General features: G+C 64.8%; 11 protein-coding genes. 3 read left to right on the top strand and 8 right to left on the bottom strand.

Annotated elements, in window-relative coordinates; translation table 11 throughout:
- Positions 1 to 5 precede the first annotated feature (5 nt).
- Together tssK and tssJ are read right to left on the bottom strand one after the other, a co-directional pair.
- Entirely contained in the window at positions 6 to 1,385 is a 1,380-nt protein-coding gene (tssK, locus tag GOQ09_RS01100; RefSeq protein WP_157611342.1) for a type VI secretion system baseplate subunit TssK, read from the bottom strand.
- Between the two features lie 159 nt (positions 1,386 to 1,544).
- Complete coding sequence (gene tssJ, locus GOQ09_RS01095; protein ID WP_157611340.1) at positions 1,545 to 2,060, bottom strand: type VI secretion system lipoprotein TssJ; 516 nt, start codon at positions 2,058 to 2,060, stop codon at positions 1,545 to 1,547.
- A gap of 122 nt (positions 2,061 to 2,182) precedes the next feature.
- Here tssJ and GOQ09_RS01090 point away from each other — a divergent pair, with 122 nt between their 5' ends.
- From GOQ09_RS01090 to GOQ09_RS01080, 3 genes are read left to right on the top strand one after another with little or no spacing between them, the layout of a single operon-like run.
- On the top strand, positions 2,183 to 2,584 hold the full coding sequence (locus GOQ09_RS01090) for a TssQ family T6SS-associated lipoprotein (RefSeq protein ID WP_157611338.1): 402 nt from the start codon (positions 2,183 to 2,185) through the stop codon (positions 2,582 to 2,584).
- 58 nt (positions 2,585 to 2,642) lie between these two features.
- On the top strand, positions 2,643 to 4,562 hold the full coding sequence (gene tagH, locus GOQ09_RS01085; RefSeq protein ID WP_157611335.1) for a type VI secretion system-associated FHA domain protein TagH: 1,920 nt from the start codon (positions 2,643 to 2,645) through the stop codon (positions 4,560 to 4,562).
- Positions 4,555 to 5,361, top strand: a complete 807-nt coding sequence (locus tag GOQ09_RS01080) for a PP2C family protein-serine/threonine phosphatase (protein WP_157611332.1) — start codon at positions 4,555 to 4,557, stop codon at positions 5,359 to 5,361. The genes tagH and GOQ09_RS01080 overlap by 8 nt, the downstream gene beginning before the upstream one ends.
- 26 nt (positions 5,362 to 5,387) lie before the next feature.
- Here the strand turns inward: GOQ09_RS01080 and GOQ09_RS01075 are convergent, their stop codons facing one another.
- Genes GOQ09_RS01075 through GOQ09_RS01050 form a run of 6 tightly spaced genes read right to left on the bottom strand, consistent with a single transcriptional unit; the run spans position 5,388 to position 13,071 of the window.
- Positions 5,388 to 5,768 carry a DUF4150 domain-containing protein gene (locus GOQ09_RS01075; protein ID WP_157611330.1) on the bottom strand — a complete coding sequence of 127 codons (381 nt, stop codon included), beginning with the start codon at positions 5,766 to 5,768 and terminating at the stop codon, positions 5,388 to 5,390.
- A 15-nt stretch (positions 5,769 to 5,783) separates the two neighbouring features.
- Positions 5,784 to 6,428, bottom strand: a complete 645-nt coding sequence (locus GOQ09_RS01070; RefSeq protein ID WP_157611328.1) for a DUF3540 domain-containing protein — start codon at positions 6,426 to 6,428, stop codon at positions 5,784 to 5,786.
- A 53-nt stretch (positions 6,429 to 6,481) separates the two neighbouring features.
- A complete protein-coding gene (locus GOQ09_RS01065) occupies positions 6,482 to 7,531 on the bottom strand; it encodes a pentapeptide repeat-containing protein (protein WP_157611326.1) in 1,050 nt (349 codons plus the stop codon).
- Complete coding sequence (locus GOQ09_RS01060) at positions 7,528 to 10,239, bottom strand: DUF2169 family type VI secretion system accessory protein (protein WP_157611324.1); 2,712 nt, start codon at positions 10,237 to 10,239, stop codon at positions 7,528 to 7,530. Before GOQ09_RS01060 ends, GOQ09_RS01065 begins: the two co-directional genes overlap by 4 nt.
- A gap of 19 nt (positions 10,240 to 10,258) precedes the next feature.
- Positions 10,259 to 10,690, bottom strand: coding sequence for a hypothetical protein (locus tag GOQ09_RS01055; protein ID WP_157611322.1), 432 nt, complete (start codon positions 10,688 to 10,690; stop codon positions 10,259 to 10,261).
- A gap of 11 nt (positions 10,691 to 10,701) precedes the next feature.
- Positions 10,702 to 13,071 carry a type VI secretion system Vgr family protein gene (locus GOQ09_RS01050; protein ID WP_242630955.1) on the bottom strand — a complete coding sequence of 790 codons (2,370 nt, stop codon included), beginning with the start codon at positions 13,069 to 13,071 and terminating at the stop codon, positions 10,702 to 10,704.
- Positions 13,072 to 13,083 lie beyond the last annotated feature (12 nt).

Here is a 13,083-nt window from a genome sequence, read left to right as displayed (position 1 = left end):
GTCCCTCACGGACGAATGGCCCAGAACTCCATGGCCAGACCTGGAAAGTCACCGGCCAGGTGCATTGCTACGCCGCCCGATTTTTCGAGCTGGCGCCACATGTCGCCGGTCTTGTCGAGCTCGAAATAGTGGTAGCCCGCGTTGTATGGAATCTGCCGCGGCGCCACCGGCAGCGGACGAACCGTGACACCGGGCAGTTGCAGCTGCACCAGGTCGCGAATGCGCTCGACCGAACCGATCTTGACCTGCGTGGGAAAGCGCTGCTGGATGGCATCGGCGGGCAAGTCCGCATGCACTGCGAGCACGAAGCCCGCGTTGCGCACCAGCACGGGGTCGGGCATGCGGCCCACGCGCACGCCGTGGCTGCGCTCTTCGAGCTCGATGGCGATGGCGCTCTGCTCGAGCACCGCCGACAGCGAGCGCCGCAGCTCTTCCATCAGCGGACGGATGCTCTCGTTGAGGTTGTCGTGGTCGTACACCGGCCACACCACCGGGCGCCGCGTGGGCGAGGTGTGCGTGGCGAGATGGCAGGCCAGCTTGAGCCAATCGGTGAACAGCTGCTCGGGGTGCACCTGCACCGCCTGCTGCGCATGCCATGTGGTTGCGAGATAGCGGTTGACCAGCTCGAGCAAGAGAAAGTCCGACACCTCGCTCACGCCGCCGCGGCCCGGCTGCGAAAGGCGCGATGCCAAGGCTTCGGAGCGCTGCGTGAGCAGGCCGTGCAGCTCGGCGATCATGCTGCGCAGCATGGCGTGCGCCGATGCATCGAGCACCGGCGGAATGTAGTTGGCGTCGACCACCAGCTTGTGGTCGGTGCGGCGCTCTATGACGCGCACCGCGCCAATGGCCTGCCACTCCGCCGACAGCGACGATGCGCGCGCCAGGCGCAGGCGTGGCTTTGCGAGCTGCAGCACCGCGGGGCCGAGCGCCACCGCGTTGCCGTCGGCCACCTCGCGCTCGATCACGCCGAAACGCGCCGCCGAACCTTCGTCTTCCGAGAAGATGACTTCTTCGCTGCCGGTGCGGCGCAGCGGCAATGCGAGAACGATGAGTTCGTCCGTCAGGTCGCTCGGCACTTCATAGGGAAGCGGTGCATCTTCTGCGCCGAACGAGAACGGCGTGCCGTCGGGCAGCACGCCCGCGCCGCCGAGCAAGGACACGCGCCCGAGCGCGTAGGCGTCGCGGTCGATGTCCAGGTGAAGCCATCCCCAATAGGCACCTTGCAGGCCCGCCGTGCGTCGAGTGACGTACTGCTCGACATAGCGCTCCAGTTGCTGGAAGTGCTGAGGCCGCAGGTACATGCCTTCGGACCACACCACACGATTCGCCAACGCCTGCGGATGGGCGCCCTGCCTGCCAGCGCCCGGATTGCGAACTGTCACCAAAGAACCTCCTGGGGAGTGCCCACACTGAAGCGGGAGGCGCTTGCTGACGCCCTCCCTATTGATTCATTATTTTTCTCTGATGCTACACGGCGCTTCTTACGTTTTGCACCGAATTTCTCGTGCGAATTGCTCGCACTTTTTAGCTACAAAGCAGAGAAATTAACGACTTGGTAGTAACTCGATGCCCGTCTTGCGAATGGCGATTCGCACGCTTTGCTCGCTCGGCGAAAACTGCCACACCTTGTAGAGATTGGTTTGCTTCGGCTCCTTGAGCGGCAAGACGATGCGCCAGCGTGAAGCCTCCAGCTTGCGATAGCCGGCGATGATGCCGATGGCACGCGAGTCGAGCCCTGCTTCCCGCTTGAAGACACGCTCTTCGCCGCTGCGCATGATGGCCTGGTCGGCGTTCACGAGCTCCGTCAGAAGCGTTTCGCGATCGCGGTCCTGTAGTGCAAAGTAGTCTGCCGTCTCGAAGTTACCGGAAGATTTCAGTTCGAAGACTTTGACGAGAATCGGCGCCGGCTGGCCGCGTCCGTCGGGGTTGACGCCATCGTCGATGCGAATGGTGACTGCATAAGGTGTGGGCAATGACTTCGCAGTCGATGCGCACCCACTGAGGCCACCAAACAACGGTGCGGTTGCAAGTGCGCCTTGAAGCAAGGTTCGTCGATGCATGAGATCTCCCTCAATGGTTCGCGGCCTATATTATCGAAGTCGTGCGCACGAACAGAGTCGCATATCTCGTGCAACATCGCGTGTCTTATCAAGCATTGCCTTTCGCAAGGTTGGAGAGAAGATTGAAGTCATGTCTGCCTGCTTTGGCGCTCACCTTATTTCTTGCTGCCGGTTGCACCACCACGCCTCCGCCCGAACCGCAACCCGAGCGCCTGAGCCAGCAAGTGGCGCGCACCACGCTCGAACGCGCGCAGCAGGCGTATGACGAAGGCGACTACGCCAAGGCCGTCACCACACTGAAGAGCGGCGGCGTTTCGGTGTTCGATGCGGCGGAGCCCGGCACGCGGCTCGACGCGATGAAGCTCGAGGCGTTCAGCTACTGCGTGTCCAACCAGGTGGCCGAGTGCCGCACGCAGTTCCGCAAGTTGCTCGATGCCTTTCCCAACTTCGACCTGAGCGTTGCCGAACGCAAGCACCCGGTGTGGGGCCCCGCGTTCGAGGCTGCCAAGCGGATGAAGCGTTGAGCGCCTGGAACGCCTTGAGCGGCAGCACACCGCAGCTCGCCATGAACACGGAGATGCCATGCGTTGGACGGTGATCGAACATGCCGGCAAGCCGGTGACATCGGGCCCTTCGGCCTTGCTCGCGGCGCCGGGCGGAACCATCGGGCGCAGCCCCGACAACCACCTGGTGCTGCCCGACGATCAGCGCCAGATCTCGCGCCTGCAGGCCACTGTGCGCTTCGACGAGCAGGGCGTCGAGGTGCTTCGCAACATGAGCGCGGTGCTGCCCATCAGCGTGAACGGACGCACGCTGCAGCACGAGGAAGAATCGCCGGTGGCCGATGGCGACCGCGTCACCATCGGGAGCTATGTGCTCGAAGCGGCAAGCGGCCATCGCACGGCCGCAGTCGTACCCGTTGCAGCCATGATGCCGATGCCGTCACCACCGCCGGCGGCGCCAGTGCGCGATGTCCCCGTAGCCGGCGCGATGGCGCAAGCGCCCATGGATTCGCTGCTGCCGGCCGCGCCGGTTTCCGACGTGTTCTCCGACCTCTTCGGTGCCGGCGCGCTGCCCATCGGCGATGCGCAACCTGTCACCGTGGCAATGCCGCCGCCCGCATCGCCACTGCCGCGCGCCGAAGCCCCTGCGCCCGCGCCATTGCCGGCGACGCCTGCTGCCGCACCAGCGTTCGCTTCGCCGCTTGCACCGGTGCCGCCGCCGGCAAGCACTCGCACGGGCACCTCGCAGATTCCGTCCGCAGCCGACTGGGACGCCATCCTGGCAAATGCGCCGCGCCGCGAAAAGACTGCGCCCGAGCCCATGCCCGACCCCATGGCGCACGAACCATTCGAGCTGCCTTCGCAGGCGCGCAGGAACCCGGTCGATCCGCTCTCCGAGCTGAACCCTCACTCGGCCACCGACATGTCCGACGTGGCGCTGAAGCGCGGCGTGGACCCGCTCTCTTTCTTTGCCGCCGACAGCAACGCGCCCTCGCCGCTTTCCGATCCGCGCCCGACCGCGCTGACCCACGAAGACCCGCTGCGCGAGGTGCATCCTGCGCTCGACCTGCTGGCCAGGCCGGCCGCCGCGCCGCAAGGGCACAGCCATTCGAACCATGCGCGGGAAGTGTCCGCGCAGTTCAGGCCGCCGAACCCGGTGGCCTTCGATCCGCCGCCTGCGGCGAAGCCGAAGAAGGCGGAAGTGGCTGCAGTGCCGGTGCAGGCACCGACACCAGCACCAGCACCAGCACCAGCAGTATCGGCATCGAAACCTGCTGCACCGCCTGAGCCAGCGACGCCGCCGCCCCAGCCTGTTGCTCCTCCGCCGGCTGTCGTCCCCCCGCCGGTGGCCGCCGCGGTGGCACCGACGGTAGCGCCCGCCTCGCCGTCATCCTCATCGGACGAACTCTTCAGGGCCTTTCTCGAAGGCGCCGGCGTACCCGACGTCGCGGGCCAGCAGCCGCTGAACGCCGAAGCCATGCGGCGACTCGGCCGGCTCATGCGCGCGTTCACCGACGGGACCATAGAGCTGCTCTCGTCGCGCGCCATGCTCAAGCGCGAAGTGCGTGCCGAGATCACGATGATCGTCGACGAGGAAAACAACCCGTTCAAGATTCTTCCCAACGGACGCGCGGTGCTCATGCAGATGTTCGGCGCGCGCATGCCCGGCTTCCTGTCGCCCGAAGCCGCCGTGCACGACGCGCTCGGCGACCTGCAGTCGCACCAGCTCGGCATGGTGGCCGGCATGCGCGCCGCGCTGCTCACCGTGCTCAAGCGCTTCGACCCCAGCGCGCTGAACGACGCCACGCCGCACGACGGCGGCCTCGGCGAAAAGCTGCTGCCCGGCGGCCGCGAGGCACGCCTATGGCGCCAGTTGCAGAAGCTGCATGCGGAAACCACGGCGGCCGTCGAGGACGACTTCCAGGCCGTCTTCGGCCGCGCCTTCCAGCAGGCCTACGACAAGGAAATGGAACGACTGAAGGAGGCACGCCGTGCTTGAAACCACCCCTCGTGCTTTCGCGGTCCCCATTTCCACCTCGCAGTTCTCCTGCGTGGGCGAACGCAGCGGCAACCAGGACGCCATCGGCTACCACCTCGACGAATACAACGCCTGCTTCGTCGTGAGCGACGGCGTGGGCGGCAACGCGGGCGGCGAGCTGGCCGCGCGCATTGCGGTCGACACCGCGCTCAACACCTTCGTCGACAACCCGTCGGTCGAAAAAGAAGACATCCAGCATGCGGTGAAGGCCGCCAACGACGCCATTCTTGCCAAGCAGCGAGAGCTCGCCGACCAGAGCAGGATGAGCGCGACCATCGTCTCGCTCTTCGTCGACCGCACCAGCGGCCAGGCCTGCTGGGCCCACGTGGGCGACAGCCGCCTCTACTGGTTTCGCCGCGGCGCGCTGATGCAGCGCACCGAAGACCACAGCCTGTCGGAGCGCTCCGGCGAAGCGGCCCTCGGCAACGGAGCCAACGGCGGCGAGCGGCTGGTGAAGACCAACCTGCTGTACCGCGCGCTGGGCGCAAGAGCCACAGCCGAAACCACTGTGTCAACGCCGCAGCGGCTCGCCGATGGCGATGCATTTTTGCTGTGCACCGACGGCCTGTGGCAGCTTATTTCGCAGCAAGTGATGGAACGCTCGCTGCAGCTCGCCGACAGCGCCGAAGAGTGGCTCGCACTGCTGCGGCGCGCGGCAGAAGCCAAGGCCGACGAATCGCGCGACAACTACTCGGCACTTGCCGTGTGGGTGGGGTTTCCGCAGCAGGTGACGCTGGCGGGGACGGCGCGGCCCGCCTGACTGTCCTGCTGCCCCTCGTGCCCTCTTCAGGGTGCCAGCATCAGCACCTTGAACTGGCTCGGCACGATGCGCATGCCCACCATGTTGCAGCGGTTCTGCACCGTGATGCTGGTGACCCGCGTGGCCGGCGTACCCTTGAGAAGCACGGTGAACGCGCCTGTCACATGACGCGATTGCTGCATGAACGTCTGCGACACAACGCCGCCCAGTACCCCGGGCTGATCCCCCAGGGTGATGGGCGTGGTCGTCGCCATGTTGTGCGCAGGCATCGCCATGAAGAGGATGTTCCAGGCATTCGGAACAGCCATTGGCCCCAGGGCCATGTTCGGGTATGGAATGGGCACCGGCGTCTTGCAGACGTCGGGGAACGCCATGTCCATTCCCATGAGCTGGCAATTGGCAAACATCTGGTATCTCCTCGTCTAGCCCATGTGGATCTGAGCCGCGTCCACCTTCACCAGCTCCTGGCCGGTGACCATCGTGTGGTGGCCATGAATGCGCACCGTCTCGCTTGCCTTGTAGTCCATGTGGCCGGCACGCACCTGGTCGACTTCATCCGTCAGGCGCAGCGTCTGGCGCGCCATCTGCACGATGCGATCGGCCACGGTCTCGAACACCTTGCCGACCAGCCGGACGCTTCCGGCGGCGGCCTGCACGGCGCGCGTCACCAGCCGCAGTTCACCGATGTCGCACTCGCCCTCTTCTGCCTTGAGTACGAAGCGCTTGTCCGCGCGAAGCCTGAGCTCCGAGGCACTCGCGATGGTCACCCGGCCGCTGCCGGCAGACGCAAAGGTGACGTCGCCCGCCGCCTCGATGCAGCTTGACGACGCATCGGCCTGCTCGATCACGGCAATCAGGTAGGCTCGTGCGCTGTCGGGACCGGACACCAACACGGTATCGCCGCTGGCCGGTTTGAGCAGGCAGCTCGCCGCGCGCCGGCAGACCCAGACATCACCCTGCTCGTCGCCGACGGTGACACGTCCATCCGGCAGCAATGCGGCGACCACCCCCTGGAAGTGAACCGGAGCCGTCAGCTTCGAGGCCTTGTGCAGTGAAACGACTGTCATGGAGATTTCCTTGTCTCGATGGGTAAACAGTGGAACGGACAGGCCTGGCGGTATCAGCGCGGCGGAATGATCTCTTGAGCCTTGAACAGCTCCGGATCGTTTTCGATGATCCCACCGCTTCCCGATAAACGCGCATCTGCGCGCGCGGCCCGATGAAAGCGGGTGCGCAGAAAACGTGCATCGCGCAAGTCCGCGGAATGAAGTTGGGCGTAGGAAAAATCAGCATCCTGCAGGTCCGCGTCGCGAAAGCTGGCACCACTGGCCTGCGCACGATGGAACACGCTCAGCGGCAGACGCGAGCGGCTGAAATCGGCACCTTCGAGTTTGGCGTCGGCCCAGATCGACTGATCGAAGATGGCATCGCTGCAATTCGCTTCACGCAGATCGGCCTCCGGGAACATCGCCTGGGCGGCATCCACTCCGCTGAAGTTCGCCTTGGTCAGCACGGCGCCCTTGAAGTTGCTCTGGGTCAGCACGGCGCCGCTGAAATCGACACCTGCCATCGCGCTGTCGGTGAACTGGCAACGCAAGAAGGCGGTGTGCGGCAAGCGCTGACCTTCGAGATTGCACTCCATCAGGATCGAACCATCGCATTGGGCCTGGGCGAACTCCACCGTGCGCAGATCCATGCGAAAGAACATCAGGTGCAAAAGCTGTGCCCCGCGGCAATCGAGCTGATCGACCCGTGATTCGGTGATGACGATCTGATCGCAAATGGCCGGCTTCAACACAGCATGCCCGAGCTCGCATCTGACAAAAGCCACGCGCTCCATTTGCGCTTTCCCGAAATCCGCACGAGCCAGCGAAGACTCGAAGAAGTTGGCGTCCTGCATGAACGCGCGGCCGAGTTGCGCGGACTCCAACCGGCACCGAAACACGCGCACGCTTCTCAAGCTGGCCGCCGACAGGTCTGCGTGATCGAAGTTGCATTGCGCCAGTGAACTGTCGTCGAGGCTCGCGCCACGCAGATTCGTCCGACTCAAGTCGACGTGCTCCATCTGTGCCCCCGCCAAGTCGACGCCGCTGAGGTCCTGACCCGCGAGACTCGCCTTGACCACTGGTTCGCCATGCCGAATCTTGTCCAGAAGTTCTTCGACTCTCATCGGACCGGCTCAGTCCTTCGTGCGGGCAAGGTCTTGGCTCCCTGGGTGTAGGCGCCGATGAAGGTGGTCGAGCCGTCGATGGCGGCCTGTGACACGTCGGCGCGAAACAAATTGGCATCCTGCAGGCTGGCAAAGCGCAAGTCGGCTTTGGAGAGATTGGCGTCGATGAGGTTGGCACCGCGCAACGAGGCTTCGCGCAAGTCCGCGCGAATGAACAGGCTCTCGCCGGCGTGCAATTCCTCCAGCCGCGCGCGCCGCAGGTCGCACTCGGAGAAGTCGCAGCCTTCAAGGCGTGCCTTCGCGAGGTCGGCGCCAACCAATAGGGCGCCGCGCAGGCCGCACTGCCTGAGCGAAGCGGCGCAGAACACGGCCTGCACCAGGCTGCAGCCATGGACGAAGGAACAGGTGACGAGGCTGGCCTCCGTGAAGTCGACTCCCTCCTGCGCATCGACGGTGACGAAAGCACAGGCGTTCAGCGCGGCGCGTACGAAGGATGTCCCCTTGAAGCTGCACTCGATCCAGCTCACCTGCTTGAACGTGGCGTTGTCGAAAGCCATGTCTTCCAGTGCCAGCTTGGTCATCGCCATTTGTTCCCAGTGCGAGCCGCGCGCATCGCAGCGCACCCATTCGCTTTCGAACAGATCGGCTTGGTTGAACACGGCCTTCGCCAGCACGCAGGAACGAAAAATAGTTTTACTGCAACGCGTCTGCACGAAGCTCGCACCCGTGAAGTTCACGCCTTCGCATTGCGCGCCACCCAGATTGGCCTCGTCCAGCCGCGCATCGGTGAGCGAAGCCCGGACAAGCCGCGTCCGCGCAAGCACCGCGCGCGTGAAGTTGCAGCCATCGAGCCGCGCGTCGCTGAAGTCGACGTCTTCGAGGTTCGCTTCCGTGAAGTCGGCACCGCGCAGATCCAGGCCCGAGAGATTGGCACCAGCGAAGCTCATGCCTGCGAAACGACGCTCGCCACCGACTGCGGCCTCAAGACGCCGACGCAGCCGCCTGGAGCGCAGGCTGCTGGCCGGTGGCGCCGGCTCGAACAGGTGTGCGCCGTACAGGTGCCCCATGCGCGCGCTGCGCCCGGCCTGCTCGCGCAGCCGCGCGCTTTCGGCGGTCTCGTCGGCTGTGAGGGGTGTTCGGCGCTCGCGCGCTGCGTCTTCCTCGAGGCGCGCGAGGTCACGCAGCAGGCGGTCCGGGTCGAATCGGCGCTGCACAGGCTTGCCGGTCCGCGACGCCACCTCCGCCATGGCCTTGTCGATGCTCGCCTTGATCTCGCCGGACAGCTTGTGCGGATCCATCTGCGACAGCGGCGGGATATCGATCTCGGGTTGAACCGCAGCGGGCATCCCGTGTGCGACGGCCTGAGCCCGGCTTTCGGCGTTGCGGGCAAGGGCCGCCTCGCGCATTTGCTCGAGGGCTCGATCGGCCTTCTCGGCAAAGTCGGGCAGATCGTCCACGGAGGCGGGCGGCTGCAAATCCGGTTCGGCCAGGGGCGGCAGATGCTGTTCGGGATCCAGGCCCTGCGCCAGCAGGCGGGTACGCAGGCGTTCGTGCTCGCGCTGCCGGCCTGCGTGCAGGTTACGCACCAGCGGAAGCGAGGCGATATCGGGCATCTGGTCGCCCGCCCACGGTCCCATGATCGCCTTGGGGACCAGGTCGCTGTCGCGCAGGACCAGCACCGCCTTGGCTGGATCGATGCGCTGCTGCAGCACCTGTTGGTAATGGGCGAGCGGCCGCGGCTGCCCGCGCAGCTCGAGCGCGGGCATGATGTGCTTGACGTCGGCCGCGTCGTCCTCTGCGATGGGCGATGCACCGTGCCAGATCAGGATGACGCGCTCCGCGTGCGGAAAAAACCAGGCCGTGCTCAGGCGCAGCGAAATCTCCGACAGCGCGCCACCGTCTTTCTGAAAGCTGGCGAAGCAGCGCGCATGCCAATCGGGTAGCTGGCCGCGCATCACCGGCTGCCGGGGGTGCATGTTCCACAGCTCGTAGGCGGCGCCCGGCGGCAATTCGCGCTGGCCGGGCAGGCGCTGGTCGGGAGGCGCGGCATTGAAGTAGCGCCAGTCCATGTCCTCGGCGAAGCCTGGATACTCGTGCTGCAGCCACTGCTGGTCGTAGGCGCGCCCCATCAGCGAGAGCCGCTGCGGCCGATCGGGGGGTACGGCGCCGAAACCCGCAGGCACGATGCGCCGCCCGGGTGCCTCCTGACGCGCGCCGGGCAACTCGACATTGGGAAGCCGGCGCGTATGCACGCCGTTGACCGTTTCATCGAAGCTGCCGATGCCTTCCGGGTTTTCGGACTCGCTCGGGCCGCCATAGGCATGTGCCCAATCCAGCCTCAGGCGCTCGAAAGGCTGGGGATGCGTAGCGCGGCCGTCAAGCCAGTAGCGATCACCGCTCACAAGCAATGACTTGGCCTTGCCATGGAAGACGGCCTGGGCCGCGCACAGTGTCTTGTCGTCCTGATGCGCCGTATACGCATAGCCGCTGACCAGCCACTCCGGCTCGATCTTGGGCACGCCCAGGTCCAGCACGTTGCCGGGCCCGATCTCGTCGGCTGCCAGCTTCCAGAGATCCTGGTCGGGCATCAGCAAGGGCTCAGGCGCCAGGCTGGCCATCGCGAAGACCGAGACGCCCAGGTGGTCTTGCCGCTGCCGCCGGAAGGGCCGCGTGAGGATGCTCAGGCGAAAGGGCTTGATGGTCTTCATCGGGGGCGGCGCACCTGCTTCAGCGCATCGGCTGGTCGATGGCGATCTCGCGCGAGACCGGATCGAAGCGCAGCTTCACGGAGCGCCCCGGAGCGAAATCGGCGAGCTTCACCGGACTGATCGGGGCGTCCAGTTCAGTCTGGTAGGCGGGCAATCCGCCCTCGGGCTGTACCTGGAGCTTGAGCCGCACGATGATGTAGATGCGCTCGACCCGAACGCCGGTGTCATAGCTCTCGAGCACCATCGCTACGGCCGGCTGCCCCGTACGAAGCACCCGCTCGGCGCGATCCGCACCCATCACGTGACGGTTGACCTCACTCTGCATATGCATCATGCGCAAGACATGGCGCTTGCCCAGTGTGATCATCACGAACGCCAGCAGCGCGACGACAGCGATGGGGACAATCAGATACCAGTACTTGGTGAACCACACGGCGAAAAGATCCAACATGCGCCCCCGTCTCAGAGATACACGGTGATGCCCCTGGGGTTCACCTTGATCTGGGACAAGTCGATTTTTGTCGCCTTGTTGTCCGCCGTGAAAACCGTCTGGGTGGTGGTAAAGAGGCCGACCGCACCGCTGGCGGAATACACGTCGAACTTGTTGATGGCGCCTGTGATCGAGTAGGCGTTGAAGCCCAGGTTCTGGGCGGCGACGCTGATCACCGCCACATTGGCGAAGACGGCGACCCCGTTGATGCTCACGGTCATCCCGTTGATCCCCATGTTGAAGCCCTTGAAGGCAATGCCCCAGTCCGTGAACGTGACCTTCTTTGCCGACTTGTCCTCCACGTGAGGTGCATCCAGGACGATCTTGGTCGGTGACTTGACCGTGATGTCCGCAGCGGTGCTTTCCAGGTTCATGGGGCCATCCGTCGTCGCGTTCAACGACGTGTTCGCATGCACCTTTTGCGCCCCCTTGACGAGATAGTCCTCGTCGCCGTCGACCGTCACCTTCTTCCCTTTGGTTTCTTCGGTGTACAGGCCGACCACCTTGGTGGTCTGCGGGCCATCGATGTCTTCCTTGAGCGACGTACCGATGATTCGCTCTTCACCGCTGTCTACGGTGTCCTTGCGCTTGCCGGTGACATGGATGGTCTGATTCCCGATGACATCGACCTGCTGGTTGCCGCCATCCACCTTGATGAACTGGTCGCCGCCGTTGACAGTGATCTTCTGCGGCGCCCCCTTGTTGACCGTCAGCGTGTGCGGCCCGTTGACCGTCTCGTCCAGGGAGGTGTTGGTGGTGTAGTTGTCCGCGCCTTCGATGGTCGCGGTTCTCTTGCCTGCGACCGTATCGGTTTCGTCGGCTTCCACGTCGAGCTCGTAATTCTTCTCGGCGTGAATCCGCACCAGCTCGGAGCCCGGTGCGTCGTCCAGGATGAACTCATTGGCATTCGCGGGCGTGCCGTCCTGGCTGCGGCTCACGAATCCGCTCACCGTGACCTTCGCGGGCAACTCGAGCGGCGGCATCTGGTCCGAGTTGTAGACGCGGCCGATGATGATCGGACGGTCAGGGTGGCCGCCGATGAAGTCGACGATCACCTCCTGCCCCTTGCGCGGGTGGTTCACGGCGCCGTAGTTCGAGCCGGCCCAGGCACTGGAAACGCGCACCCAGCAGGAGCTGTTCTCGTCGCTCTTGCCATAGCGGTCCCAGCGAAACTGCACCTTCACGCGGCCGTATTGATCGACCCAATACTCCTGGCCGGCCTTGCCCACCACGGTGGCGGTCTGCGGCCCGTTGGTGCGGGTCATCGGCGTTACGCGCGGCGGGCGGAACGGGTACGAGGTCGGCTGCACCGCAAAGCTGAAGCTGTAATGGCTGTCGGCGGCGCCGCTCTCGTAGCCGCCTTCGCGCAATGCATAGGCCACGGAGACGATCAGGTATTCGCGGTTGTCGTCCTGCCGCGGGCAGTTCTGCATCGTGAAGCGGTAGCCAGGCGCCATTGCGCGCACGCTGCTGTGGCCAATGTCCCGCTCGGCCTGCGACTGCGCCTCTTCAAGCCTGATGCGCGAGTAATGCTCGCCCTGCTCGGCCTCGCTGAAACCGCCGAGCCATTCGTAGATCTCGTAGGTGTCGTGCGGATTACCGCGCGGCTGGCTGCGCATGCCCATCAGGTCGGCTTTCGACTTCTTGAAGTCGTAGTCGTCCACCACATAGGTGCCGGGGCGGATTTCCTCGGTTACCTGCCATTGGTCGATCACCTCCTGGAAGGGGTCCGGGTCGCGGTCGGCTGCGAGATAGCTGATCTTGGAATAACCCGGCAGGGTTTCGTGCGCGCCGATATCGTCGGCAAGCACCAGCGTGTGCTGGTCCTTCTCGTGCTTGAAGTAGTAGTAGATGCCCTCGTGCTCCATGAGACGGCTCACGAAGGCGAAGTCGGTCTCCTGGTACTGCACGCAGTACTCCCACTGCCGGTAGGTTCCGCTGAGCTTCTTCTCGAACGCGAAGTTGTAGTCGGCAAACACTTCCTCGAGGATGTCGACGACCGACTTGTTCTGGAAGATCTTGCAGTCGCTGGTGCGCGTCAGGTACCAGAGCCAGGGCCGCACGGTGGCGCGGTACACCACATAGCGCGAAGTGCTGCTCTCCCTGCCGACCATGGTGAAGCGCACGATCTGCCCGTTGAGAAAACGCGGTTCGCCGACCGTCTGTATTTCAAGCGAGAGCGGCTTGCCCAGCACCGACTTCATGTCGAGCGACACGCTTGGGCTCAACAGGTCCACCTCGAACTCGAACAGCTGCGACAGTCCCTCGGTGCCATGCATCGAGCGGAAGATCAGCTGGTCTTCCGCCAGCGGCGTGTGGGCTTTGACGATTCGGGTGGCCATGGCTTACTCCCT

Source organism: Variovorax paradoxus, assembly GCF_009755665.1.
Classification (GTDB): domain Bacteria; phylum Pseudomonadota; class Gammaproteobacteria; order Burkholderiales; family Burkholderiaceae_C; genus Variovorax; species Variovorax paradoxus_G.
The sequence above is the reverse complement of the archived record's forward strand: the minus strand, read 5'-3'. Positions and strand labels throughout refer to the sequence as shown.